Origin of the sequence: Ochrobactrum sp. A-1, from assembly GCF_022488005.1 — a bacterium.
Lineage (GTDB): Bacteria > Pseudomonadota > Alphaproteobacteria > Rhizobiales > Rhizobiaceae > Brucella.
On record NZ_JAKVQC010000003.1, the window covers coordinates 697,306 to 723,407 of the forward strand.

The following is a 26,102-nucleotide window of genomic DNA, read 5'->3' on the forward strand; positions in this document are numbered from 1 at the left end:
TCATCATCTCAGATAACAATTTCTGGGACGATGAATGCCGAAGAAACTTCAGCAAAATCAGGGACAACTGCGCACACGAGCCTTTGCTCGCGTGCCAGCTTCCGTTGATGTCGACAAGAAATCTTTTGGCATCGTCATCAGCACGGAGACGCCTGTCAGGACAAGCATCAGAAATCCAGGTCAGCCGAAAATCGATGCAGCTGATGCATATATAGAAGTCGACGAGATCCTTCTCGCTTCAGGTCTGGATTTCAGCCGCACAGTCGGCATGCCACTGGTAGATTGTCACGACACATTTTCGGGCGTGAATACGATCCTGGGCAAAGTTGACGACGTTCGTTCGGTCGGCACCGAAGTCCACGGAACGGCCATCCTGAATTCCCGCAACGCTGATCTCATCGGCGATATTGTTGACGGCCATTACAATCAAATTTCGGCCGGATATGGCGTTAACAGCTACGAAATCGAACACCGCGAAGGCGACGTACCCGTTGCTTATGCGACCTCGTGGACACTGTATGAGGCATCGCTCGTAGCTGTTGGCGCTGATCCGAATGCGAGCGTCAGGTCAGCAGGTCGAACCATTCCGACACCCCAAATTACCTTCCGCAACAAGCCCATTTCAAAGGCAAAGCCGAAGGCCAATTCCACCCGAAAACATAGAAAATTGGAGAAAAGAAAAATGGACGAATCCACATTAGAAGACCTGATCACGACTGCAGAAGACGCAGTTGCGGCAGTAGAAGAAGCCGTTGTTGCTGTTGAGGACGCTGTAGCCGAACTCGGCGATGAAGCTCCTGAAGAACTTGTTGAACGCGCTCGCAAACTTCGTGCAGATGATGACGAAGACCAAGAACAGCGCAAGCGTAAGAAGCGCAATGACGACGACGAGGATGAGCCGAAGGACGAGCGCAAGAAGCGTGCTGATGACGACGAAGACGAAGAGCAAGAAGAACAGGAAATCCGTTCTATCAGATCCGTCGCGAAGTCTTACGGCCTCGGCCAGCTTGTCACCGATTTAGCAAAGCTCGGAACGCGATCCTCGAAGATCCGTAAAGCGGTCGGCGATGCCATCGCGGCTCGTTCTGCGACTTCGGATTTTGGCACTAAGACGTCCGACATCGAGCCGCGCAAGCGTTCGGTTGCTCCGACACTCGACACATCAGCAATCTACGCACGCAGGAACGGCCTCTCTAAGTAAGGGGCCTTTCCTGATCATTTAACGCAATCAATTTGGAGAAATTATAATGCCTGAATTAATTATGACGCCGAGAGATGAGGCTTTTCTTCTCACCGAAGCCAACGGTTTTCGTAGCCGCGATGCCATCACTTTGAAGCAGTCCACCGCCGTCTATCAGCCAGGTTCTGTAGTTGTCCTGCTCGCTGGAAAATATGAGCTAGCGACCGCGACGAACCTCGATGATGGATCCGATGGATTGGCTGGCGACCTCGCAATCGTGGCTCGTTTCACCGATGCAACCCTCGGCGATGCCGACGCTGCTGCCATCACTGGCGATGCCGAGGTCAAGGATTCCGAACTAGTGTTCGACGCTTCAATCGACGTCGATGACGTTGTTCCGCTTTTGGCAGCCAAAGGCATTAAGGTTCGCGGCACCATTTAATAATTAAACAAAAACAGATACTTGGAGAAATTTTATGAGTAATCTCGCAAACATTTTTAACAGCGACCTCTTCAGCTTCACGTCTTTGACGTCTGCTGTGAACATGATCCCTGAAAAGCCGCACCAGCTCGGACAGTGGTTCAACTGGAATGGTCAGGGTGTGAATACGACTTCGATCATTGTCGAAGAACTTGAAGGCAGACTTGCTGTTATTCCCTCTGCTCCACGAGGTACCATCGGTAAAGCGCAGGCAAATCCAAAGCGTAAGGCCAGATCTTTCGTGATCCCTCACTATCCTCATTACGATATGATCAAAGCGACAGAAGTCCAAGGCGTGCGCGCTTTCGGTTCTTCGTCTGAATTCGAGACCGTCGAAGCGAAGCTTGCTGAAAAGTACGCCAGCATGCGTGACAATCACGACGTGACCGAGGAATTCGCTAAAGCTGGTGCAATCTCGGGTATCCTGCGCGACTATGATGGCTCAGTCATTTACGATTGGCATCAGGAATTTAAGGTATCGCGCAATACTCACGATATCGATTTCACTGATGTGTCTATCAATCTTCGTGATGAACTCATTGCGGCAAAACGCAAGGGTGAAAAAGCCATCGGCGGAACGCTACTTTATAGCGGATGGAAGCTGGTCTGCACGCCGACCATTTTCTCTGCAATCACCAGCCATCCAAGCATTGTAGCAGCCTATGAACGTTGGCAGGATGGGGCATTCTTGCGCGCTGATAATCGCAAAGGCTTCATGATCGCCGACGATATTGAGGTCGTCAGCTATCATAATAATACGGTGGGCGATGTTGAATTTATCGCAGAAGGCGAAAGCTATCTTGTACCGAATTCGCAGAATTTATTCCAGAGCCGTTTTGCTCCCGCAGACACTATGGAAGCCGCAAATACGATTGGTCTTCCTCTCTATATGATGTCCGAGCCAATGCCTTACGGCCGTGGTGTCGATCTGGCTACCGAGCAGAACGCGATCTATTACGCTGTTCTTCCGAAGGCCATCGTACGCATCAAGCAGAAGTAATCTGCCATTCCCTGCGCTTTCTACTCCTTCAGCGCGGGCATCAGCCGGGGATGGATGGCTCCTTTCCATCCTCGGCTTCGTCATTTTCGGAGCCGATATTTTTAGGAGATTTTTTGATGACGATCCCAGTTGTAAAGACCGCTATTGCGCCGAAAGATGGTATGCCAGCTCATCCTGCGCCGAATGCTAAATATTTCAAATATACGCATTCGAGCGGCGATACTGTCATGCCGAACACCCAGAAAATTACGGTTATGGCGGATATCGTTAACTCTTCACCAGTGTCGATGAACACTTCGCTGATCCAAATTTTCACGCCTGAGGATGTTCTGTTCTTGGCCAACCTAGATTGGCAGCTTCCGCAGGAACAATTGAACAACTACATCACCTGGAACGGCATGCCGCTGCGCGCTGGCGGATACTATAGTTTTAGCGTTGATCCCGGTACCATGTTGTTCTTCAAGTCCGTAACCACCGACACCGAAATCACTGTGCTGGAGGGCTAATCGATGATGAATCCTATACTTCCTCAAGCCTCTGGTGGCGGAGCTGATCCCTTGCTCGAAGGCCGTGTCGCGCTTTTGGAAACCGATGTTGGCAATCTTCAGAATGTAAAGCAGGCACTCGTCGAAGAAAATAAATCAGGTTTTTCGACCGTCACGGCAATAGGTGCGACATACGATGTCTACCTCATGCCGTACACAACGATGTCAAAGCTCGGCGTTCTTGATGGGGCTTACGATTTTACCATCAATGACCAAGCGGTTTCTGTTGACGTACTCGCGACAGACACAGTCGATGATGTATTGGTAAAAGCCTACAATATTGGCTTCCCAATGAATGTGTATTTCTCGATGCAAGTGTTTGGCGGACAAATACAAATACAGGTTATGAATGGGGATAAAATCGAATTTCCTAACAATACCCTATGGAACAGACTGGGATTGACCTATGTTGCTGCACAGTCAAGCCCGATATCTGCTGCTTATGCACTTTCAGCTTTCGATGTGTACGATTCTTTAGGAAATAAAATTGCCGATTCTAATATGGAGTTTCAGCAACAGCTTGGTGTGCTTGCATCGGGAGTTGCTCGCGCAAACGGCTTGGAACTACGGCAGCAACAGATCAGTCGAAATATCGCGTCTATTTTTGGCGACCGATACGATCTTTTGGAAACAACAGATTTGTCGCCATATGTGTCCGAAACGGACGTTATTGAATTCACGTTGAACGGCAGTTCAATCCTTGTTGAAGCGGGCGCGGACAGGACTGTATCTGGACTGCTCAATGCCATAAATGTCGGGCTTCAAGCTCATACTTTCGGCATCTATGCCCGGCTGTTCGCCGGTGCAATTCGGTTCGATTTTTATGATCAAGATGCTGAATTTTCTATCGTCGGTGGCTCGTTCGCGACAACTCTAGGTTTTTATTTTGGAGCCTCACTATCATTTAAAGCGGCGACGACTTTTCCAGTATCTCTGGATGCTTCGGGCATAATAGATGCTTTCAACGGCATGAGCACCGTCAGCGATCTGATCTACGTCCTGAGAACCGAAAATAATGTTCTCAGCAATCGACTACAGCACCTCACGAGCGAGGTCGAGCAACTGAAAGCGGGTGTCTGATGTCTAAACACCCCGCTTTTCGCACGCTCGCACGCACAGCTAACCGCATTTTTCGCGAACGCGGAAACCACTTTTGGCATCAGCACGATGCGGAAAATCCGCAGCCGATTCAGCTAATTTTCAATGACACATATGCGCCAATTGATGCCGCAGGTGTGCAGGTTGAGGAAGCTCAGCCCACGGCTTTTATACTCATTGATGATGCAAAAAAGTTGGCTCCTGAACGTGCATCTGGGCCGCTGGATTTGATGTTTTCCAACCGCGACGAATTGGAGATCAACGGTCGTAGATACGAAGTAGAATCTTGCAAATCAGACGGTTACGCTCAGTTAGAGATCAAGTTAATCGCTGAGAAAAATCGCTAATGACGCATGTGAAAACGCAGATAAGAAATGGGGTTATCGAAGCGCTGAAGGCGCTTCCTGACTTCGCGTCTGCTCATTCTGCCAGCCGCATGCTTCGCAAATTTCAAAGTACAGATTTTCCCCTCGCAATCGTGTCAGTCTCTGAAAATGTTGCTTTATCTGGCGCAAACGGAACACCGGGACATCGCCAGCTCCAGCGCGACATGCAGATTTCGGTGACCCTTGGCATTCACGAAGAAACTTCTGACGCCGAGGACACGCTTGATGAGCTGTCGGTGTTGGTCGAGAAGACGCTTACAAAGCCTTCATCTCTCGGCGTCGGAAAGCTCCTGTTCTGGAGATATAACGGCAGTGCGGAGCCGACTGGTCAGCCGACCGAAGACGGACTCATGCTTATCCAGACGCTCAATTTTTCATGCTCTGTCAGAACGACTGACACAGATCCGACAACCATTATTTGATTTATTTGGAGAACAAAATGGCAACAATGGCATTCCAACCTATCCTTTCTAAGCAGCGAGTAAGTGGCGGACAGCTCGTATTCCGTAAGCAAGGCACGCAGAAATATGTGAACCTCGGCGCTTTAGCGTCCATGGAATTCACCCCAAATCTGACCGAGATCGAGTCATACACTCAGGAATTTGGCGACCGTCGTCTCATCAAAAAGTATGTCACGACCAAAGATGGCCAGATTTCTTTCACCTGCGAGAGCTGGACTGATATCGGATATGAAATCCTGTTCATGGCAAATAGACGTCTGCTTACTCAGGCAGCAGTGACAAATGGAGCTTTTACGATTCCAGATGCCAAAGTCGGCGATGCGATTAAGATTCCTGGCTTTAAACCTGTTGTAACTGGTGTTTCTGACGGCGACGCGAATGAGCTAATTGAAGATGTGCACTACACCGTTCATCGGGCTGGATATTTGCAGATAGTCGCACTTCCTGAAGGATTCACAGGCGATTTAATCGGCGAGTATACACAGCCAGCTATCACAGAATCTGAAGGCCTTTTGGATCTCGATTTGATGTCGACCGCAGGCGTGCGTGGAGAACTAGTGTTCATCGGCGTAACCAGTGAAAGCGGCGACGGCGAAGAATTCGAACAGACGTACCACGACGTCGAACTTCGTCCGTCTGGTGCAGTACCAGCTTTTGCGACGGAACAGCTGAGTCAGTTTACTGTTCAAGGGTCAGTTTATGCGACTTCAAACAAGAATTCATACGGTACGATCCGTTCAATTCCGAAAGACTAAATCATTGAAAAGACGGCAGTTAATTAGACTTCCGTCTAAAAGTTAATAATAATTAAATATTACAAGGAGTTATATTTATGAATGCACTAGTAAAACAAGATATAAAGTCAATAGATGATTTGTTGACAGCAGTAGACCATTCTTATCAAGAAGTTGAAATTCTAGGAATGACTACGAGACTACGCCCTGTCACCATTTTGGAATGCCTTCGGCTTATTAAACGTTTTCCAAAACTCATCGATATTTTTGAGATGAAGGTCGACAAAGATGGCAATCTTCTGCCCGAAGAAATGCAGCCCTCTCTCATCAGTGTTGTTATGGATTCAGGTATAGCGGCGGCGGCGGCTTTTATAGCATGTGCTGCGGATCGTGAGGGCAACACTGAATTTGAAAACACTGTTGTGAAAAAGCCAGACGAATTCACTCTCGCACTCTTTTCTGAATCCGTAAAAGTGACATTGGGCGACGGCGACCTAAACGATTTTTTTATGAAGATAACGGCGGCGTTGAACGGAATATTTCCGAAAAAGCAAGCCCCTTACGTCCCAGACGAAAAGGCGGCCTGAACTTAAACGGGCCGTTCGTGAACCTCGTTAAGAACGCCATAAGTTACGAAAATCAGACTGGAATTTCGGGCTTAAATCTTTCACCGCGAGCGTTGATAATGAGATTAAAGGTTCTTCGAAGAGACCAAAAACGTCAGCAAATACAAATGGCTGAAGCGTTTTTGGTAGCTCAAAGCGGAGATAAGAAAATTTGGGATGAGTTTGTGAAGTGAGCAGTGTAGCGCCGGAAATCAAGACAAGATTCAGTCTCGGAGGAATGTCCGAGACGGTTTCTGGCTTTCGAAAATTTCAGCAGTCTGCACGTGATTCAATTAATAATATTCGTCAGTCAGGTGCACGCGCTCTTGAGCCATTTCAAAAAGACATTGAGAAGAGCAAGCGCTCTCTGGCGACATTAAAATCAGCCAGCTTGTCTGTCGGAAAGGTTGGCTTTGGCGGCCTGAAAACTGGAGCTGAAACAGCTTTCAAAACCATTTCCATCGGTGCCGCCAGTGCTGTCGCGGCGCTCGCATCTGTCAGTGTCGCTGCCATAAAAATGAGTAAAGATACGGCTGGCGAATGGGATAAGATTTCCAAGCAATCTCGCTCTCTCGGTGTGTCGCCAGAAGACTTATCGGTACTGGGCTTTGCTGGTGCAGGTGAAGGCGTGCCAGGCGATGAGATCGTGAAAGGCCTTGCTAAAATCGGCAATGAATTTCTGGGAATTCGACAGAAGATTTCGGAAGCAAATGATGAATTTTCGGCGTTCAAAACTAACGCTCGCAAAGATGCAATTTTCTCACTTCGCGCAGGCGATATCGGCGGTCTAACGTCGGCAGGTGATGCCGTGGGACAAGCCAGAATGTCGTCTTTGGCGGGCATACAAGAACGCAAAGTCCAGCTTGAAAATTACATCGCCAGAGCCGCACCGTATGAGAATAGCAACCTTCAGACGCAGACGTTTGTACATGGTTTGCGCCAACAGCTGGCAGAGCTAGAAAAAGCCGAGCGCACTCTGAAGAAATCCTTTGGGCCAGTCGGTGAAGCGCTTTTTGGCCTCGAAAAATATGGCCTCGATGTCGAAAAGGCGAGCAAGGGCGGCATGGAAGGCTTGCTTGCGCTGTCTGATGCGATGAAAAAAGTCGACGATCCGACACAGCGTCTGCGTTTCGCTATCCAGCTCTTCGGTGAAGACGCGGGTGCAAAAATGGTTCCGCTCTTAGAAGGCGGTCGGACAGCTATTGAAAATTATCGCAATGAATTGGAGCGCCTCGGCGGCGTAGTCAGCAAGAAAGACACGCAAATAGGCGAAGCGTACGAAGCTTCTGCTGAGAATTTCCGCAGGTCTATAAGCGGCGTGAAGATGGCAGTCGCTCGTGAAGTCCTGCCACTTCTCACGGAATCCACAGATGCGATGACTGAATTTATGGTGAGCTACCGTCAGCGAATTGCTGGGATTTTGAAGGATGGTTTTGTCTACGCGAGGAACCTCGTTTCAGACATCATTGGCGTTTTTCAAGGACAACGCACGGGCTTCAAAACGCCGTGGCTTGATACGCTTTTTGAGAAGCTTGAGACGGCCAGAGCCTTTATCTCGGACATGTATAAAGAACTCAGAAAGCTCTGGGACGGTGAAAATTCGCGTTTTGAATGGCTGAATAAGATCCGTGATGGCATCCAAGTCGCTATTAGATTTGTGAAGGATTTATATGCCGTTTTAACAGGTCAGGATGCGTCTGAATTTAAATGGTTGAACGACCTTCGAGATCAGGCGAAGGCCTTCGGTCAAGATTTCATGCAGGCATTGGAAATGGTGAAAACCGTCCTGACTGCGATACATTCTTTGATTCAGCCTATTGCCGATATGTTCGGAATTGACGTGACAACCATGTTGTTATTCGTCGGCATGCTTAAATTTATAGGTCTTTTTGGACTTGCAAAAACTGCCGCTGGACAGCTCATGAAAGCCCTCGGAACTCTCTTTGCGATGGGCGGCGGTGGCGCTTTGGCAAAGAGTATCGCAGGAATTGCAACAGCGGCAACTGGAGCTTCGGCGGTAGGTGGCGTGGGTTCAGTTGCCGGAGCTGGCGCTGCTGGTGCTTTGGGTATTGGAGCAAAAGCAGGCATCCTTGGTGCGGCCGCAGTCGGAGGCGGCTTGATAGGTTGGTACGGCGGCAAAAAAGCTTACGAGTGGTCTGGGATGAAGGCCTCTGATGAAGCTCGTCAGTCTGAAGTGCAGAAGAATCTGACTAAAAAATACGACGCCGATTTTTATAAAGAATATGTGAAATATGACCCCAAACGACAAGGCGATATTCTGCGGTCGATGGGCATCAATACGCAGATGGGCCTTCCGAATCCCAACATGTTGCCCGGCGGCGTGCTCGATGTTTGGCAAAATCCAATTTCGGATTCAGATCGCGATTTCATTAAATATCTGAAAGAAGAGAATGATAAATCAAAGGGTTCTACCGAAACGGTAAACGTAAATCTCACTCTGAACGACCGCAGTCTCGGCACGCTTCAAGCAGACCCCTTAACAGCAAGAAAGATGAATCAAACCCTTTATTCTATGCAACAGAAAGGAGGGTATTGATGACCGATTTTCCAATAACTACGACACTTATATCTGATGATTTGGCGGTCGGCTGGCAAACAGCTTTTGGCCTTACTATCGATTTTTCACCCATCGAAGATTCAGGACACATCGTCAGATCATGGAACGGCCAAGCCAGAAACCTTGCAGCTGACGAATTCAAGCTTTTCAAATGCACGATATCCTCAACTGACGATATGCGACCGCCTGCGCTTTCTCACATGTGGCCTGGTGCAACTTTCACCATCATTCCACCTTGCGAATTTTCGGATGCAATTCAGCCAGGTGCGCAGTCACGCACGCTGATCAGGTATCCCTATAAAGTCGATGAAACTGGCTATACGTCGATCCGCTGTCTGACTAAAAATTTCGAACCCGTGGCTTTTACGGTTTGGAATAAGGTGATCACTCTCGCCGCGCCAGCAACCGAGACTGTAAGAATATTTTACAGACCCTGGATCGACCTATTTGTAACGGAACCTTGGTCATCGAGCTCACATGAGCAGAACGCAACTGTTCAATGGAGCCTGACGGCCGAGGAAATAGGTGGCCCCGATTGGCAGGGAGATAACTAATGTTATTCTTGTCCTGGCTCCCTTCATACGACACACCTTTTGATCCCGTCGCTCACGCTCGCGAAGACGAATTCTGCATACGCGGGTCGATATATGAGCAAGAAGAAGGCGACATCATCAACAGCGGCTTCGAAGTCGAGATCCCGAATCCGGGGCTTGGATTGCTTGGCATCGGTCGTAGTGAAAGGTATGCTGTACTAAGCGAAAAGCTAGCTTCCGATAATATGCCCGTGGAACTCGCACGTGGCCGAGTTATCGCAGTGCCGTCCGAACTTGGTCAACAGACTTTGACTCTCCGATTCCAGTGCGTTCCACCCGACGAAGACGTTGTTTTAAAAGCTGCGGCTAATGCTTTGCGCACTGGTGAGCTTTCTGGATACGACCCTTATGGCTCAATAGCAGAACGCATTCCTTTCGAATCTTATGATGCACTTTTTCACAGCCGAGATGCTTCCGATGACCCAATGAGTGCGTTGGCTGGAAGATTGGAATTCTGGCGGTGGGACAGAAAAACGTTAGCAATTGAACGTGTGAGCATGATCAACGGAAGCACTTGGTTTGCTGTTGACCAGGATGGTTTTGAGAAATCTTTGACGGTAAATTTGCGGAATCCACCGCGTGCGAAAACACGCCTGCGTGTCGTAGCAAGCTGGACGCAGGAAGCTAAAGGTGTTCAGAGCTTACCTGCTGTCTGGGAACCTGTAGAAACCTATAGCTGGCAAGACCTGATCCAATCCCTGCCTCAGCCCGGCACGCCTGTCGGCGAAAGTACAGGATGGCATGTCGCAGAATCCACTATTCAGTATCTCGTGCCGAACAGCATATTAGATACCTTCGATGTCGGCTTGGAAAAATATGCGTTGAATGATGAAAAAGTCATTGGTTGCCAAGTTCTTATGCAGTCTGCGACAGTCGGCGTGCAGATACGGCTTGGTTACGATTTTCAGCAACAGCGCGAAGAGCATTTGACGATTTCAATGCCTGTGGCTCAGCAAGAAATTTTGGGTGATGACAAAGCCGAGGTCGCGGATGTCATCCATTTAGCTCCTCTAAATCTCGATCCAAGCACGCCGCTCTGGACATCCGAGAATCCAGATACGCTTGAGCCGAAGCAGTATGCTGTTGGTGATGAAGTGATCTACAATAGTCATAAATGGCGGTGCATCACTGCGCATACGGCTAGCTCGCTCTTCGCATTTTCAAATTTCGTGCAAGTTGCGAAAAGTGCACCCATCACGGCTACTGCTGCGCGATATTTCGATTCAACGCGCGGCACCCGGAGCGTCAGATACGCCGCGAGAATGCTTCAGCGTCGTGTCGTGGCACGCGCTCGGTGCCTCGAAATTTCCTTCCAATGTGAATGGGCGATGGCACGTGAGATGACAACAAGAGATTCATGTCGCGTCGAAAATCGTAAAATCGGTAGCGTGCTAGCCAAAATCTCCAGTATCAAACTGGTTGCGGATGGCGCAAAACGGTATGCCGAAATCACGCTTCTCGCGTGTCTTGGCGACGGTTCTCCTCCTCCTTTTCCGACGAGGGACGAAGAGCAAACAGGCGACAATGGGGAAATCGTTTATTCAATTTCAAAGCCAGCTCCCTCTCAGCCGACGAATGCCGATGGCCTGCGCAGTCGGGTGCATTTTGTTGACGTCATCAATGATTACGCTGATCAGAAATCAGCAGCACTCTACGAAGCCGATCCTGTCGCTATCATTGAGGGCATGCCGACACGCATAGAACTCGACGTCGATCCGATACGTGAAGAAGACCTTTTAACACGTAATCTTACAGTGACTTGTAAACCGATTTGGCTGCAGAGAAATGCAGTTATCGGAAGTTAGAGGAGGATGACTATGGACATAGAAATCGAAAATTCGAGCGAACTTTTCACCGTGATGAATTCCATGAGGTTTCAAGCTCAAGAGCAAGCGCGTCGAGATCGTATGTATCAGCCTACGCGTGGCTCTATACGCGATAGCAGCGCGCGTAGGCGCGATAGTTATTCGACGACAATGGTCATCGGCTCGACAGAAAAATGTGATCTGTCGAGCGCTATAATTGCGACAAATGTCGTGAGAACGAGTTAAAGATTAAAGTGGGCTTGGATGAGCCGTTTCGTAGATTGCATCTCTTACATCATTTTTTATAATATACATATTGCAATTACGAATTAGAATATCTATGTATTTTCTGTTCTTTATGTTCTTCTCTATAAGTGATCTTGATTTACCGAAAACATCTTCATCCCAGCTATCATTATCATTCCATAATATTCTAGACGCAATAATGAGTTCTCTATTGATATCAGGCAAATTACGTACTACTTTGCGTGGTATATTATTTGTGCTTACACGTCCGTATATATAAGAACACTCGAAAAGTCGCCTTCCGATTCCTTTATAGTAATTATTGTCGGAGTTATAATATTTATCGATAATATTCTCTACATTAGATGCAAGTTGTTTTCCGCTGACTTCCGCTGATAAGCTACTTGTCACAGACAACAACAATACAGAAATAGAAATTGTTGCGATCTTCTTCATTCTTCCCTCGTTTTTTTATTTTATGGAATCTCGATAGGTACAAGTCTCGTCGTCGCGTAATCAGACATCAGACGAATTTTATCAATAAGATTCGCAACGACTTCAGGATTGTCACCTTCGTTTTCAAGCTTTTCGGCGATTGCAATCAGCATGTCTTGTCCGGAAATCATGTCATTTGCATTTACGGTTCCGAGACGGACGGCTTGCTCGATTGCAGAAAGAAGATAAAGACCGTCTTCAGGCAACGATGTGATTTCTGACTGCTCTTTTAGTGCTGCAGATTCTTCGGCACTGATGTTCACTTTTACGATGTCAATGTTGCTCATATGCGGCTTCCTTTTTTCTGAAGCCGCATATACAAGGATCTTGCAGTTTTGTCCGGATAAAAATTGATTTAAATATAGAATCTTGCACTTCGCCGTGGTCTCGTAAAGCCAGTAAACATTTTCACGAGATTATATTTTATGACGACCGATTTTCCATCAAAAGAGCTTCTAGAAGTCATCCGAGGCCAAGCCAGGATGGAAGAAAAATTAGACGCATTTATTAAAAGTACGACATCCATGCAGGCCGAAATAGCTACTATAAAAGCCGATGTCGCGGAGCTAAAAGCAAAGCGCCGTGAAGACAAAGCTTATATAGCAGCTCTGTCGGCGGTTTTCTCCGTAGCATTTGCCATTATTTTACCTGCCGCCAAAAAATTTTTTGGAATTTAATTTCTCTATTTTCCGCTCATGCCATATAGAAATGTCAACATAGTTTGCGACAAGTTATTGATTTAATTGAAAAAAGTGTTTGTATTGATCATGAATACGCCGAATAATTTACTTGTCAACTTGAGCGAAAGGAAATCAAAATGACAAGTAGAAAAGAAATAAAGCATCATGTAAACCGTGAACTCGACAATCAAATAGACATTGAAAAATACATAGAGAAGCAAGTTAACTCTGGCAATAAAGAAGACAAAGCTAAGAAACTATTTAATTTAGGCGCATCTATACGAGATGTTGCTGAACAATGTGAACTTACTTTCTACGCATCTCGCAAAATCTGGTTGTCCATAAACAAACCTTCCTCACCAAAATCCGGCACAGAAGCCGTCGAAAAACTTTGGCCTTCGGAAGCACCTGAAGCCCCTTCAGAAGACGAAAAACCAGCCAAAAAGCATAAGCCCCGCATCAGTGAATTGCCGACCATTGATGCCAATCTAGAACCTGGCATCGTGCATCGTTTCCTGATTTCTGCGGCGCAGGATGACACCCCAGTGCATCAGGAATTCCTCCGAAATATGGAAGCCTATGCGCAATATATTGGCGCTCATATTGTCATCGGGGGTCACACGTATCAGCTCGGTCTGTTCGAAGATCATTCAGCGCAGGCTAATGTTTATGACCCGCTACTGCTTCCGTATCTGTGTCACGACCGAGTGCAATTGACGCCGGATGTGCTCTATTTGGGCAGTGCAAATGTCTTGCCGACGACAGCAAATCCATTAAACGGCTGGCTTACTCAGAACCATGGTGGTCATGTCATTGTTCCACATAGCCGTATAGCTCTTCAGTCGATTCCGCGTTTGCAGGGACAAGATCCAAGGTTCGCAGTGTCTACGGGTACCGTCACAATGCCTAACTACACGGCTCGCGCTGCGGGTCAAAAGTCGATTTTTCATCATACTTTCGGATTTACCGTTGTTGAGATCGACGTCGATGGAGAAGTGTTTTTACGGCCTATTTCAGCTTCCGACGACGGTACTTTTCAAGATCTGAATACTTTTGTCATGGACGGCGAATGTTTCGGAGATCAGCGCGTGAGGGCAATAAGCTGGGGAGATATCCATCATGAGCAACTCGATGACACAATAGCGGCCACAAGCTTCGGATATGACAGGAAAACCAAACAGCGGCTTGATAATATAAACATTCTTGATGGCCTCCAACCAGAGGTTCAATTTTTCCACGATACGCTTGATTTCCGACGTCGAAATCATCACAACTTGCATGACCCACATGTGATGGCTCTCGTGTCTGCAGGCGGTTCTGAAAATGTTGAGGCCGAGGTTCAGGAAGCCAGCAATTTCATAGCAGCTTGCACACGTGATTTCTGTAAAACCGTTGTTGTTGAATCAAATCATGACAATGCCTTGGCTAGATGGCTCAAGAATGTGGACGGGGCTGGAGACGTCAAAAATGCTTATTATTGGCATGATCTCAATGCGGCCTGGCATAAAGCAATTCGAGCTGGCAACGACAGCTTTAATGTTGTCGAATACGGTCTACGTCGCGCAAACCTGCCGGATTCCGTAGAATTTGTGGGAGCTGGGCAGGGATATCAGGTAGACGGCATCGAGTGTGGTCTACACGGAGATCTCGGCATAAGCGGATCACGAGGTTCCCCAAATCAATTTAAACGCTTTGGCGTCCGCACGAGCACCGGACACACGCACACGCCTTCTATTTCCGAAGGTGCATATGTTTCCGGTGTCTCTGCGAAACTAGACCAGGGATATAACAGGGGTCCAACGACGTGGGCACATGCGCATATTGTTCAATATCACAATGGAAAACGGACAATATTGTTGATGAGCGCAGACGGCCGCTGTCAAGCAATGGGCGACCGCGCGCAACTGCAGATGGCTGCGTAATATAATATCTTGCAACTTACATTGCCAAAGAACATAATGGGAACATTAATCTAGAGTTCCCATTTTAATGCGAAATATCAATACTTTAGTAGTTCACTGCACAGCGACACCAGAAGGCAGAGACGTCGATGTAAAAACCATTCGTATGTGGCATACACGCGATAACGGATGGAAAGACATCGGATATCATTTCGTCGTCTACCGCGACGGCTCGGTACACACTGGTCGTCCAATTGATCAGGTCGGTGCTCACGTAGCTGGACACAATTCGGGTTCTATTGGCGTTGTTTATGTCGGCGGTGTCGACGCAAATATGAAGCCCAAGGACACACGCACAGATGCGCAAAAAGTTGCGCTGCGCAAACTCCTCGGAGAGCTCGTCCAGAAATATAAGATCACGACACTTTGCGGCCATCGCGATTTCGATAAAGGCAAGGCTTGTCCGTCATTCAATGCAAAATCTGAATACGCTGACATTCTAAAAGGAGGGTCGAAATAATGGCTCGACCTATCTCTCCATTCTCATACAGATGTGCAAGTTTCAGGAATCTTCAGGACGATCTGGTCGTCGCACTAGAAAACCATATCAGGACAAATAATTTATCGGCTGCGGAAATTGCTCAACGATATCCGTCCGTACGCGACGGACACATACGCAAAATTCGCACAGGAAATGGCCATGAGCTGGGCATGAAGATGCTACTGTCGATAGCCGAGGCATCTGGTCTGCAAGCAAGACTGCAGGTGTCCGCATGAACACCGAAAAAGAGATCACTCGCCGATTTAGCAAGAAGATCACTATCGCATCGTTGACGGCGTTCTTCGGCATAGCGGCGGTTGGCCTGCTCATTCGCAATCCAGATACCGCTGCCATAGTTGACGCCCTCGGCCCCTGGGTTGTTGCTCTTCTGGCCATATACATGGGCGTGGGCCACATGGATTTCCGAACAAGCAAGGGCTTTCCAAGTTTCTTTACGGACATACTTGGGCTGGCTTTCAAGAGACGTCGAGATGACAAGTCGGAAAACAAGGGAGAGAATTAATGCCAATCCTCTCTAACCTCCGCCTCATCCTCGGCCTTGCGCTCGCAGCCATCCTGGTCGCTGGCTGGCTCTATATTGGCCACCTGAAATCCAGACTGGCCGAATCCGACGCCCAACTCGCCCTTGCGAATGCTCAGCTTAAGCTCACCGTTGACGTCGCAAATGCCAACGCGGAGGCCATCCGTCAGGCCGATGCCGAGCATAAGAGAACGCTTGATCTGCTAAATGAAGTCCAGACATCGCTTAACGAGACCAGCATTTTGAATCGAGAATTGGAGCGCGAAATCGCATCGACGGCACCCGAAAACGATGGGCCAGTTGCACCTGTTCTTGAAAACCTTCGGAAGCGAAAATTCGCTGGAGGTGTCCAGTGATCAGGATGTTTGTCGCCGGTGGCATTCTATTGATGATTTCTGGGTGCGCTCATAAGCCGACACCGCAGGTCGTGACTAAGATCGAGACACGCCAGGTTGCGGTGCCTGAAGCGCTGCTCACTTGCATGCCTGAGCCGCTAGCACGCGAAGTCTGGAAGAGCCAGAAAGACGTCGCTTTGTATTTGATGCATGTCTCTGAAGCTGGAGAAGATTGCAGGCAGAAATTGGACGGCGTGAGGAAAATATTGGATCAGAAATGACAAAACCCTCGGAAATCCGAGGGTTGGTGGCTTGTAATTGATGAGAATTCAGTAGCTGAAGCACCGTTCTTCTTCTTCCAAAAGCTCATCTTTATGACGTTCGATATATTGAATGGCTTCAGATGGAGAATCCAGATACCGCTGCGGGTTCAACGTTGGAATTTTAATGCTTTGCTCTTCGCGGTAATCATTCATCCAGTCAATTATGATATTGTTTTTATTGACATAAATTTCAAAGTAGCTCGCGATATCGAGCATGCATCTGCCGTGTCCGGTAAGCCAAACAATTGCTCTGCGGTCACCGTCGAAGTCAACAGATTTTACCAAAGGTGAATATTTATTGCTCATTTTCAGGGTTCCTCTCATTATTGTTGTTTTTTGTAAAAAGGCCCCGTTTTCCAAGGCCTTTTTTCTTTTAATGGTTTCCGTTATGCGGCTTCTTCTCTGAGATCTTCAAGTCTGTTCTCGATGGCCTCAATCACATTTTCTGGATTCCCAAGTATGTATTCGATACTGCTCTCATCGTCCGAATTTTCGAATGCTATTCCCACATACTGCTGTCCGAAGCTTTTATCAGTCCATTCAACATCTACGCTTCCGCGACTTATGCTAATTTCATAAGAGGATGTGTTTAAAGCTTGTTGACCAGCTTTATTAAGCCAGACAATAACGCTAAAGCTTTCAGGAAAGTGTGCTGTGTCATCGATATATTTGTGTGTATTATTCATTTTATTTTCCTTCTATGAGCTAGACCGGGTTGTTTGTTTGATGCTCATATAAAAAGGATGGTGCGTATTTACGATCAATACAAGCTATTATTTTAATTATTTTTACTTCCTCAGCAAAATTCGTTGTCCGACATTGATTAATACAGGTAAAATAATTGAAATTATTTATTGACAACTTCGATTTTCGTCGGCCGTTTTTCTTAAATTATATCCGCCGATAGATTTTTATATGAGAAATCCTTTGCGATAAATTTCAAGGAACGGCGGATTTTGTCACAATTTTCGCCGTCAATTTCTACAAGTGTGCAATCTAAGTCGAGTTCGAGCGCAGCTAAAGCCGTAGTTCCTGATCCGGCAAATGGATCTACAACGGATTCTATGTCGAAACTGCCGAGCAAATCCGTCCAAGACGCCAGATTTTTGGCCATTCCATGCTCATCATTTCGATTTCGTGGAGCTCGCAAAACGGTCGGCCAAAAGCCGTTGTTGTCGAAAGTATCGGATCTCTGTCGGCGCCTTCTGTCGAACGCCGATTTCACTCCGCTTTTTAGCATGTAGACCCCGGTTTGGTGCGTGAAATTTGGTTGATGAATACTTTTGGATTTCTTCGGCATGACGGCATCAAGGACGAAGTCAAAGGAAAACTTCCAGTCGCTATTCGCCGAAAATTCGAGCAGCTGTTTCATAGTCGTGATGAGTAATAGGTGTTGAGCGTCTAAGCTTTCCAAAATGTATGCCAGCTGCTTTCCGGGCATGTCATATGGAGGATCAGTCATTATGAGATCGGCCGCCCCTTGGTATGCTCGCGCATCTCCATGAATTAGTTCAATTTTTGCCATTGCCGCATCTCCTTAATGCATTTGTTTGAGCGCTGTGCGGCGACATCTGCGAGCGTGAACCGATCTACCCAGAAGTCGAGTTTGGAAGCATCTCCGCGTAAAAATTCGTTGATTTGTGAAATTGAATATTTCGGCTGAACCGAATTCGAAAACCATTGAATTATTTCACCAGCAGCTTGTCCTAAAGCCCCAGTGCCGACCACAAAATTCGGCAAGATGATTTCATTTTCCTCCCGCCATTGTTTTTCGACGCGTAGGCGTTCGCGTTCGACAAGATTGACATCCAGATATTGCAAGGCATCGCGGTCTGCATGCGTGCCAAGTCTTTCAGGCGTTGGATGTCCACATTCTGGGCATTTCCGTAACCAGGCTTTGTAAGTCGCGTTGCACTCTTCGCACGCTATAAGATTACTTTTCTTCGGCTGAATCTGGTGTTCAAGAGACCAGTCCACGTGTTCGTCTGGCATGCCATGCGACAAAACATTAGCAACATGATCTATTAAAATAGCTCGATTTTTGCCCGGTTCCGGTCGCATAGATCGGCCAACCCATTGCCTGAAATTTCCAAAAGACGCCGTTTTTCGAAGCATGATGATGGCCTCAATAGCGGGAACATCGACGCCTTCACCAATCATGTCGACGTGACATAGAATCTGGATAACCTTCATTCTGAAGAGATAAAGTATGCGCGCTTGTTCAACCGGAGACATATCCGACGAAATACAAGCAGCCGTGTATCCGGCTTCTCTGAAGCGTTTGGCAGTCAGCTCGGCAATTTTGATGCTTATGCAGAAAACTACTGTTTGCAGGCCTTCTGCTAGTCGACGATAGTGCTCGATGGCGCTGCCAGCAAAAGTGTATGCAGATCCGTCATATACGCCGAGAAGCGATTTGTGCGTATATTCTCCGTCGCGTCCGACGACCAGTTTTGATGTGTCGACATCGGTGGGTTCAGGGATAGAGTAGACGACAAAATCGCTTAGATATCCCCACGAGATGAGCTTGCGGACACTGTTCTCACGAAGCTCCTCGGCTTGAATCAGGATATCAAAAACGCCGCCTTGTCCTCGTTTGAGGCTCTTTCCATCACCACGACATGGCGTAGCTGTGAAGCCGACGATCTGCGCATTCGGGAATATTCTTTGTAAAGTTCCCCATTTGTTCTCATCAATCATGTGATGCGCTTCGTCGACGATAATCCTCCAAGGTAACATAACGTCGATTTTCAGAAGCCCGCGACGATGAAGTGAGAGAAGTCGGTCAATGGATGAGACATACCGCTTAGACCGCTGCTTCAGGTATTCCTTGCCAACAATCTTGCGGTGTTCGAGCAGGCTCATGCGCCTAGTATGCTCAGAACATATAGAAGAATGAGAAATCGCATGTTTCGCGAGTACGAGAGATGCCTGTCTAATGAGAATATTGCGATGAGCTACGACGAGAACTAACTCGGAGCTTTTGATCACATCCGCAATAATATGCGTTTTGCCTGCTCCGGTATCAGCCTGAGCGAGAATATTTAGGCTAGCGTCAGCAGACAAAATCTGCTGACTTATATCGCTCTGATATGATCTGAGCTTGCTCATCACATCACACTCAGAAAATTGCCTGAGTTAATAGCCTTGCGATTTTCAATCCAAAACTTTGAGTGCTGATATTTCGGATCTGTTAGCAGCTTCTGAGCAATTTCTGGAGTTGCACGTTTAATCGCTTGTGCGCGGATTTCTTCAGCCCAGGCTTTCTGCGATGCAGTACCCTTCAAAGCTTTACCGCCCAAAACTCCAGCAGCCTTTCTCTTCTCTGCCGTCTCCTTGGCTTTTTTCGCTTTAGCTGCTTTTTCGAGTGCTTTTTGCTCTTTCAGATATTCGTCGTGGCTTTCACGGAAATCCTCAGGCTTTACAACGGTCACATAGTGACCACCGTCATTGAAATATTTCTGTACTTTTCCAACGAATTTCGTCTTGTAGTATCCAGCAACAACGATCACATCATCGCCAACATCGAGCGGCATTGGCTTATCATTTGGTACATAAAGCTGCTGTCCGAATTCAAAGCTCGATACAACAATTTTATATACTTCTCCCGTTTCTTTAAGCTCTTCTTTTATTTTAACGGTCTCACGCTCGGCCTTCTCTTCAGCTGTTTCTACCACTAAACGACCACCATAAATTACATCGTCAATGTCAAATTGGTATAAAGTGACACCCGTTTTAGCTACTTTAAAGACACTTACCGAGTATTCTTTTCCATCAATTTCATAAAGAGATACACCAGCAAAATTCTTATTCCCGCTATACGCAGGGAAGAAAGAGCCTTCCTGAAATTCGATATCATTTGATTCAGAAGCTTTAATCCTTGAAATGAGTTCGTTTAATATAGACATTTTATTTCCTCTCATGAGACAGTCAGGTTGTTTGTTTGCTGCTCATATAAAAATGATGATGTGTATTTATAATCAATACAAGTGTCTTTTTTAATTATTTTTACATAAACTGCAAAATTTGTTGTCCAACATTGATGAATACAGGTGAATTATTTGTAATTATTTATTGACATCTACCATTTTCATCGGCCGATTTCCTTAAATGCATTTCCGCCGACGAAAAAATCGGCGCTTTTTAGACGCCGATTGCTCTTTCCAGATTGTCTACCCACGCCGCAGTCGGCGGAATTCCCCATTTGCAGGCATGAAGACCAACTCGGCCTACATCGTACTTCGATAGACCCGTTGCTGACATGAGCTGCTCTCGGGATGCCTGTTTCGCGGCCTGAAACCATCTCATCATCAGGGCTTCATCATTCGTGAGTTCGTCCGCGTGCTTATTGTGAACGCCGGGTACCACTGCTTCACCCGTCAGAGCCGCTCTATACAACGCACGAGTACGCGATTTCGTCGTCAAATCGCCGACTGTCCAGGTGTCTCGCTCGCGGCCGAAAGGATCATGATATCCGTCGACTAAAGCGACGATTTCCTGAGCGGCTTCTTGACGAAGTACGTCCAATGAATCGGCGGGTATCTGTCGATATCCTGCGCTTTCGAGCTTATGTCCATACTGATACCAGGATTGACGAGGGATTCCGAGAAGACCTGTGAAATCCTCGGTTTTCCAACCTTTTCGTACGAGCATCCATTTCACATGCATGAAAGCATCACGGACTTGCTCGGCCGTCGTGTGTGATGTGTGGATCGGATGCGGATTCAATTTCTTTGCGCTTACATAAACCATTGTTTTTCTGCCTTTTTCTCTGCTCGAATGATAAGCCTTTCTTCGATGTCTTCGTCTGTCAGTTGCTCGACAAATTCGCCGAACGAATTTTCAATGAATGACGGTGCATAAATTCCGTATTCTGCTAGCGCTTTTACATGCTCGACGGCATCAAGCGTTTCATCGACATACAGCGTCATCCGATGCCCATTCATTGTATCGACCGTCACCAGATCGAAACCGTGGTTCCATTCCGTCACGTCGACGATTCTTGCAAATCGAGCGATTGCGTTTTCAAATTCTCGTAGTGACATAGCTACTCCTGTTTATTATGTATAACTACCGTATAAAAATGATGGGGCGTATTGATGTATAATACAAGAGTGAATTACGCCGACAGAAATACGAATCTATATTTCCACAATACACTCAATGAAACGATGTATTGAGTGCATTGTGGAAAATTACGATTATTCAGCATGTTGAAGAGTTTTTTGTAACTTGCGTGATGCGACGCGAGAATGGTTTTCTACGATGAACTAAGGAGAAAACCCATGTTTACAAGACACATTGCCGCACCATTTCATATGACAGCTAAAGCTCTGATATGGCTTGAAAAAATGATAGTTGCAGTGCTAAATTCTATATTGAAAATCTTCGGTATGAAGCCGATGCCAATGCCTGCGCGAGAAATTCCGCAGCTATCGATAAAGCCGGAAGATATATTATCGGAAGCTAGAAAACATAATGCAGAGGTAGGCAGTATAGCGTCTGAAAAGCTTCTAAAGCCGACTACAGACGCAGGACACACTCTTTACAGATACGCATGCGCACAGTCGCCGAATGAGCGTTCCACAATCGACCTCTCGGCACTCTCCGATGATCAGCAATATTGGTTGTACCAGCTATCCGATGCTGATCTCGCGAGGCTTTCGAAAGCTGGGATAGACGCGTGTACTAGAGCGATGGACGGCAAGAAATGTGGCGTGGGTGGACTGCCGAAATTCGAAAGCAAGCAGACGGCTGAAGCGACCAAAATGACGTCGCCGTTGGCAGAGCGTATTTATGCTTACAGAGGAACTCCAGCGTTCGCTTAAGCTTTACGCATACGCTCTAACAAAGCCTGACGCTGTTCCAAAAGACGCGTTAGGCTTTCATTTTTTTCGCGTTCAGCTGCCAGCTCCTGAGCCAATCGCATAGCAAGCTTACCCATCTCCTCGGCATCGCGAACGATCTCATTCACAGCCGCATCATAGCGAGCATCGTCTTCAGCTTGTCGAGCAGCGCGAACAGCAGCCATACCACGCTGATGAGCATCGTAAGCTCCCGACGCTAGAAAAGCGATAGTAGCGGCCGATCCGTATACAATGTTGTTGCCTTCGCTGGACATGTTGATCTCCTGAGTTGAGGCGCTTGTATCAGGATCTCAGTAGCTTGTCCGGGCATTTTTTGAATTATTTTCAAGCAACATCGGTTAACTAGATAAGATTTTATCTAGTTTCGTCAACATATTGTATTGATTACGCGATTTGCGCCGATGAATATTCGGGTGCACGATTCCTTTCTAGTCAGCTGGAAAGGAAATCACGATGACTTATACCGGGAAAATAGGACTATTTAAATTTAGACAGAAGTACTCAAATTCTGATCGATACACATCGGTGTCGAAAGGCTGCTTACATCTACAGCCAGAAGCTATTAATGCTATCGCACTAAAAGTAGGTGACAAATATACAGTAGAAAAAGGCGATGAAGACGGAACAATTATTATCCGCCATTCAAAATCGCCGACCGCACCAGTCCTCAAAGAACCTGAAAACATCCGATTTCAAGAGACATACGTCTTGGAATTCCTCGGAAATAACGCACGCATAAGCGCCCAGGATTTACCGCTCACAGATATCACTTTTGAAGTGGCTGGCGACAGGCTTATCGGACGACTTCCAGATACAGTGCAGACATCAGCACTCCAAGCACGAAAACAGCAAGTTGTTGAAGGTGGTGACTTCCGTGAGATCATACGCGGATATCGCGGCGCGGCGGCGGCTATAGTACTTGAAGCTCATCGGTACGGAATGAAAGATATCCCCGTTGCAATTGATCAGATGGTATTCCTGCTCAGAGAAGAAGGGCATCGTATTTCGCAGGTCAATGAACGCCTTTGGCGTCTGGATGATTGCACGGCGACATTGGGCGACTTGATTCAGCTAGCGAGAAAATACGAAGACGGATTAGTGCTGGTGGCGGCGTAAGCAGAAAAGCATTGCATTCGCACAGCAGGATTCCATTGTAATCCGACATTATAAAACAGGCTTCTTCGGAGGCCTTTTTGTTGTCTGCCGTTGTAACCTAAAGGTTACAAACTCAAATCATCTGAAATTGAAATGGATTGCCGTCGATGCGTATTCCCGCTCGGTAATTTGGAGGCATTTCGACGTCGGATATTACCGAGAAGGAATATGGGCCATGACCGATATTCCTGATGAATTATGTCTTTTACGACATAAAGCCAAATATGTTGTCAGGAACATAAACCGTCTGTGTTAATCATTTTGGTGGCGGTTTTGGTGGCGGTAAAAATAAAGGCCGCCGTGGCGACCATCTAAGTAATTGATATTATTATGAAAAACTGGTGGGCGATGAGAGACTCGAACTCCCGACATCTTCGGTGTAAACGAAGCGCTCTACCAACTGAGCTAATCGCCCGACTGTTACGCCAAATGTCTGGCCAGCCGCTGTGAGAGCCGTTTAGGCAATTCGCGCGACAAGCGCAAGTGCAAAAATCAGCATTCAGCTTCTTTCTTGTATTTTTCTACAGTCTCCATCATTGCTTCTGCCGATAGAGCAGCCACAGGAAGAAAGGTCCCCCAAAAAGCGCTGCCAGAAGGCCTGGCGACATCGGCCACGGATAAGCCAGATTGCGCCCCGCCCAGTCGGCGAAGACCAGTAGCGAAGCGCCGACAATCGCCGAAGAAGCTATACGCATCAATGCGTTACGAAACCCCAGCATCGTCACAAGATGCGGCACCATGAGCCCTATGAAGCTGATCGGGCCAATGGTCAGGGTCGCTGCTGTGGTGGCCACACCGGCAACGGCAAGAAGCACCGCGCGGCTGCCCGAAACCTTGATGCCGATGGAACGCGCCGTCGTATCGCCCAGCGGAAAAATATCGAGCGGACGTTTGAGAAATATAGCCGCGACAAGAACAGCCAAGGCGCAGGAACAGACAAGCACCGCATCATTCCAGCCGATATTGCCCATTGACCCTGAGAACCAGTTCAAAAGCCCAGCGACGCGGGGATTTCCGCTGGCGAGCAACAGGATCATCAAAGCGTGAAACATGCTTCCCAGCCCAATCCCGACCAGCAGAACGCGCTCCGGCTGGAAGGCCATGCGCCAGCCGATCAGGGAGATTGCGGTCAGGACGACGAACGCACCGATGGAAGCGACGACGAGTTTCGACATGCCGCCGGCATCGGGCAAAAACAGCACCGCAATGGCGAGGCCGAAGCCCGCGCCATAGCCGATTCCAAGCAGATCGGGGCTTGCCATCGGGTTGCGCAGCGTGCCCTGGAGGATCAATCCGGCAACCGCCAGGCATATGCCAGCGCCCGCCGCCGCAAAAATGCGCGGAAATCGCCATGTCGTCGCCACAAAGTCCGGGACGTTTAACGACATGAAAGGGGTGTTTTTTGCCACTAAAACCGACAACACCACGCAAATCACGAAAATGCCTAAAAGTTTGCAGAGCGCCAGACCGGGTTTTTTGATGCTTCTCGTTTCAGGTGTCGGTTCGTGAGCCGAAGGGGTGCTCGGCAGCCGTACCCGGCTCGCCAGAATGACGAGAATCGGACCGGTGAAAAGTCCAGCGGCGGCACCGGATGGAATATTGCCGATGAATGGGGTGACCGCCCGCAGGATCTGATCGATGCCGACAAGAAGCAACGCCCCGAGGACAGTTGACCAGACGAGACGGCGCCCATCCTGTCCCGGTGCAAACGCGCGGGCGAGATTTGGCGCAGCCAATCCGATCATGCCGATCAGCCCGAGACTGCTGGTGATGACGGCGGCCATGGCAGCGCCGGCGGCAAGAAGCACCAGCCGCATGAAGGCGGGAGAAACACCGAGCCCCCTCGCCTGATTGTCGCCCAGCGACAGGAGATTGAGCGGTCGTTGCAAAAGGAATATGAGGATCGCCAGCGGCAACAGGCGCGGCAGGAGATAGAGGAAAACCTCCCACCCGCCCTGCTGAAGCGAACCGGCCTGCCAGGTCAGAAGATTGATGAGATAGTCATGGTTGAAAAGAACCAGCAGGCTGAAGATCGCGTTACAGTATAGGCCGACCATCAGACCGGCCAGCACAACCGTCGTCGATGAGAACCGCCCGGCGGAAGCAATCAGCAGCGAAAGCCCGAGCGCAACGGCAGCGCCGGCAAGCGCGATGGCCTCGCTGCCGCCAGTCCACAGGCCCGGCGCGAGGATCAAAGCCAGAGCGAGCGCAATCTGCGCGCCGGAGGCGACGCCGAGCAGGCCGGGTTCTGCCAGCGGATTGCGCAGGACGGTCTGGAACACCGCGCCGCCCAGACCGAGCGCAGCGCCGACCAGCACGGCAACGGCGAGACGCGGCAGAAAACTGTAATAGCCGATGACATGCCGCGGATCGGCCAGATCGGGCGCCGTAACAATCCGGAGCCATTCGCCCGGAGCGGCAATGGTCAGGAAGCCCTGAACCACCAGCAACAGGACCAGCGCGACCGAGACGCCAAGCACAAGCCAGCGCAGTGAGAAGCGGCGATCTCCACGCTCTTTTCCAGATGAAACCGAACCGATGCTCATCGGGCC

General features: G+C 48.1%; 31 protein-coding genes and 1 tRNA gene. 20 read left to right on the forward strand and 12 right to left on the reverse strand.

From position 1 onward, the window contains the following. Positions 1-34 precede the first annotated feature (34 nt). The 12 genes from MKS82_RS05110 to MKS82_RS05165 all read left to right on the forward strand — a co-directional run bounded on the left by MKS82_RS05110 (position 35) and on the right by MKS82_RS05165 (position 11,466). Positions 35-1,201, forward strand: a complete 1,167-nt coding sequence (locus MKS82_RS05110) for a hypothetical protein (protein WP_240578425.1) — start codon at positions 35-37, stop codon at positions 1,199-1,201. Between the two features lie 46 nt (positions 1,202-1,247). Next, positions 1,248-1,622 carry a head decoration protein gene (locus MKS82_RS05115; protein ID WP_240578426.1) on the forward strand — a complete coding sequence of 125 codons (375 nt, stop codon included), beginning with the start codon at positions 1,248-1,250 and terminating at the stop codon, positions 1,620-1,622. Positions 1,623-1,656: 34 nt separating this feature from the next. After that, positions 1,657-2,661, forward strand: coding sequence for a major capsid protein (locus MKS82_RS05120; RefSeq protein ID WP_276313249.1), 1,005 nt, complete (start codon positions 1,657-1,659; stop codon positions 2,659-2,661). A gap of 116 nt (positions 2,662-2,777) precedes the next feature. Then, positions 2,778-3,167: a hypothetical protein gene (locus tag MKS82_RS05125; RefSeq protein WP_240578428.1), complete on the forward strand. Its 390-nt coding sequence runs from the start codon at positions 2,778-2,780 to the stop codon at positions 3,165-3,167. Between the two features lie 3 nt (positions 3,168-3,170). Further along, positions 3,171-4,286, forward strand: a complete 1,116-nt coding sequence (locus MKS82_RS05130; RefSeq protein WP_240578429.1) for a hypothetical protein — start codon at positions 3,171-3,173, stop codon at positions 4,284-4,286. After that, positions 4,286-4,651 (forward strand): head-tail joining protein, encoded by a 366-nt coding sequence (locus MKS82_RS05135; RefSeq protein ID WP_240578430.1) that lies wholly within the window; start codon positions 4,286-4,288, stop codon positions 4,649-4,651. The genes MKS82_RS05130 and MKS82_RS05135 overlap by 1 nt, the downstream gene beginning before the upstream one ends. Beyond that, positions 4,651-5,112, forward strand: coding sequence for a hypothetical protein (locus MKS82_RS05140; RefSeq protein ID WP_240578431.1), 462 nt, complete (start codon positions 4,651-4,653; stop codon positions 5,110-5,112). The genes MKS82_RS05135 and MKS82_RS05140 overlap by 1 nt, the downstream gene beginning before the upstream one ends. Before the next feature lie 17 nt (positions 5,113-5,129). Further along, positions 5,130-5,906, forward strand: a complete 777-nt coding sequence (locus MKS82_RS05145; RefSeq protein ID WP_240578432.1) for a hypothetical protein — start codon at positions 5,130-5,132, stop codon at positions 5,904-5,906. 77 nt (positions 5,907-5,983) lie between these two features. Then, positions 5,984-6,472 (forward strand): hypothetical protein, encoded by a 489-nt coding sequence (locus tag MKS82_RS05150; protein ID WP_240578433.1) that lies wholly within the window; start codon positions 5,984-5,986, stop codon positions 6,470-6,472. 256 nt (positions 6,473-6,728) lie between these two features. After that, entirely contained in the window at positions 6,729-9,047 is a 2,319-nt protein-coding gene (locus tag MKS82_RS05155; protein ID WP_240578434.1) for a hypothetical protein, read from the forward strand. Next, positions 9,047-9,622, forward strand: coding sequence for a hypothetical protein (locus tag MKS82_RS05160; protein ID WP_240578435.1), 576 nt, complete (start codon positions 9,047-9,049; stop codon positions 9,620-9,622). The genes MKS82_RS05155 and MKS82_RS05160 overlap by 1 nt, the downstream gene beginning before the upstream one ends. Further along, positions 9,622-11,466, forward strand: a complete 1,845-nt coding sequence (locus tag MKS82_RS05165; protein WP_240578436.1) for a carbohydrate-binding protein — start codon at positions 9,622-9,624, stop codon at positions 11,464-11,466. Before MKS82_RS05160 ends, MKS82_RS05165 begins: the two co-directional genes overlap by 1 nt. Before the next feature lie 249 nt (positions 11,467-11,715). Here MKS82_RS05165 and MKS82_RS05170 read toward each other — a convergent pair whose 3' ends face one another. Both MKS82_RS05170 and MKS82_RS05175 read right to left on the reverse strand, forming a co-directional pair. After that, positions 11,716-12,168, reverse strand: coding sequence for a hypothetical protein (locus MKS82_RS05170; protein WP_240578437.1), 453 nt, complete (start codon positions 12,166-12,168; stop codon positions 11,716-11,718). 20 nt (positions 12,169-12,188) lie between these two features. Next, positions 12,189-12,494 carry a hypothetical protein gene (locus tag MKS82_RS05175; RefSeq protein WP_240578438.1) on the reverse strand — a complete coding sequence of 102 codons (306 nt, stop codon included), beginning with the start codon at positions 12,492-12,494 and terminating at the stop codon, positions 12,189-12,191. A gap of 138 nt (positions 12,495-12,632) precedes the next feature. Here MKS82_RS05175 and MKS82_RS05180 point away from each other — a divergent pair, with 138 nt between their 5' ends. The 6 genes from MKS82_RS05180 (at position 12,633) to MKS82_RS05205 (ending at position 16,486) form a co-directional block, all read left to right on the forward strand. Next, positions 12,633-12,884: a hypothetical protein gene (locus MKS82_RS05180; protein WP_240578439.1), complete on the forward strand. Its 252-nt coding sequence runs from the start codon at positions 12,633-12,635 to the stop codon at positions 12,882-12,884. Positions 12,885-13,024: 140 nt separating this feature from the next. After that, the gene (locus tag MKS82_RS05185; protein WP_240578440.1) at positions 13,025-14,809 is read left to right on the forward strand and encodes a hypothetical protein; all 1,785 of its coding nucleotides are present in this window, start codon (positions 13,025-13,027) and stop codon (positions 14,807-14,809) included. A 67-nt stretch (positions 14,810-14,876) separates the two neighbouring features. Beyond that, entirely contained in the window at positions 14,877-15,308 is a 432-nt protein-coding gene (locus tag MKS82_RS05190; protein ID WP_240578441.1) for an N-acetylmuramoyl-L-alanine amidase, read from the forward strand. A 253-nt stretch (positions 15,309-15,561) separates the two neighbouring features. Then, positions 15,562-15,852, forward strand: a complete 291-nt coding sequence (locus MKS82_RS05195) for a hypothetical protein (RefSeq protein ID WP_240578442.1) — start codon at positions 15,562-15,564, stop codon at positions 15,850-15,852. Then, positions 15,852-16,226, forward strand: coding sequence for a hypothetical protein (locus tag MKS82_RS05200; RefSeq protein WP_240578443.1), 375 nt, complete (start codon positions 15,852-15,854; stop codon positions 16,224-16,226). Before MKS82_RS05195 ends, MKS82_RS05200 begins: the two co-directional genes overlap by 1 nt. Continuing rightward, a complete protein-coding gene (locus MKS82_RS05205) occupies positions 16,223-16,486 on the forward strand; it encodes a hypothetical protein (RefSeq protein ID WP_240578444.1) in 264 nt (87 codons plus the stop codon). Before MKS82_RS05200 ends, MKS82_RS05205 begins: the two co-directional genes overlap by 4 nt. 48 nt (positions 16,487-16,534) lie before the next feature. On the opposite strand, the gene MKS82_RS05210 is transcribed toward MKS82_RS05205, so the two are convergent. The 7 genes from MKS82_RS05210 to MKS82_RS05240 form a co-directional block, all read right to left on the reverse strand. After that, the gene (locus tag MKS82_RS05210; protein ID WP_240578445.1) at positions 16,535-16,834 is read right to left on the reverse strand and encodes a hypothetical protein; all 300 of its coding nucleotides are present in this window, start codon (positions 16,832-16,834) and stop codon (positions 16,535-16,537) included. An 80-nt stretch (positions 16,835-16,914) separates the two neighbouring features. Then, a complete protein-coding gene (locus tag MKS82_RS05215) occupies positions 16,915-17,214 on the reverse strand; it encodes a hypothetical protein (RefSeq protein ID WP_240578446.1) in 300 nt (99 codons plus the stop codon). Between the two features lie 200 nt (positions 17,215-17,414). After that, positions 17,415-18,053, reverse strand: coding sequence for a DNA methyltransferase (locus MKS82_RS05220; protein ID WP_240578447.1), 639 nt, complete (start codon positions 18,051-18,053; stop codon positions 17,415-17,417). Continuing rightward, entirely contained in the window at positions 18,035-19,639 is a 1,605-nt protein-coding gene (locus MKS82_RS05225) for a DEAD/DEAH box helicase family protein (protein WP_240578448.1), read from the reverse strand. The genes MKS82_RS05220 and MKS82_RS05225 overlap by 19 nt, the downstream gene beginning before the upstream one ends. After that, on the reverse strand, positions 19,639-20,436 hold the full coding sequence (locus MKS82_RS05230) for a hypothetical protein (protein ID WP_240578449.1): 798 nt from the start codon (positions 20,434-20,436) through the stop codon (positions 19,639-19,641). The genes MKS82_RS05225 and MKS82_RS05230 overlap by 1 nt, the downstream gene beginning before the upstream one ends. A 235-nt stretch (positions 20,437-20,671) precedes the next feature. Beyond that, entirely contained in the window at positions 20,672-21,280 is a 609-nt protein-coding gene (locus MKS82_RS05235) for a hypothetical protein (RefSeq protein WP_240578450.1), read from the reverse strand. Further along, positions 21,268-21,573, reverse strand: a complete 306-nt coding sequence (locus MKS82_RS05240; protein WP_240578451.1) for a hypothetical protein — start codon at positions 21,571-21,573, stop codon at positions 21,268-21,270. Before MKS82_RS05240 ends, MKS82_RS05235 begins: the two co-directional genes overlap by 13 nt. A 240-nt stretch (positions 21,574-21,813) precedes the next feature. Here MKS82_RS05240 and MKS82_RS05245 point away from each other — a divergent pair, with 240 nt between their 5' ends. Then, entirely contained in the window at positions 21,814-22,356 is a 543-nt protein-coding gene (locus MKS82_RS05245; RefSeq protein WP_240578452.1) for a hypothetical protein, read from the forward strand. Here the strand turns inward: MKS82_RS05245 and MKS82_RS05250 are convergent. Beyond that, complete coding sequence (locus MKS82_RS05250; protein WP_240578453.1) at positions 22,353-22,649, reverse strand: hypothetical protein; 297 nt, start codon at positions 22,647-22,649, stop codon at positions 22,353-22,355. The genes MKS82_RS05245 and MKS82_RS05250 overlap by 4 nt on opposite strands. A 199-nt stretch (positions 22,650-22,848) precedes the next feature. Here MKS82_RS05250 and MKS82_RS05255 point away from each other — a divergent pair, with 199 nt between their 5' ends. Next, positions 22,849-23,511, forward strand: a complete 663-nt coding sequence (locus MKS82_RS05255; protein ID WP_240578454.1) for a hypothetical protein — start codon at positions 22,849-22,851, stop codon at positions 23,509-23,511. 378 nt (positions 23,512-23,889) lie between these two features. On the opposite strand, the gene MKS82_RS05260 is transcribed toward MKS82_RS05255, so the two are convergent. Beyond that, a tRNA-Val gene (locus tag MKS82_RS05260) sits at positions 23,890-23,965 on the reverse strand. A 118-nt stretch (positions 23,966-24,083) separates the two neighbouring features. Then, positions 24,084-26,096 carry a Fe(3+)-hydroxamate ABC transporter permease FhuB gene (gene fhuB, locus MKS82_RS05265; RefSeq protein WP_109987578.1) on the reverse strand — a complete coding sequence of 671 codons (2,013 nt, stop codon included), beginning with the start codon at positions 26,094-26,096 and terminating at the stop codon, positions 24,084-24,086. Between the last annotated feature and the right edge of the window lie 6 nt (positions 26,097-26,102).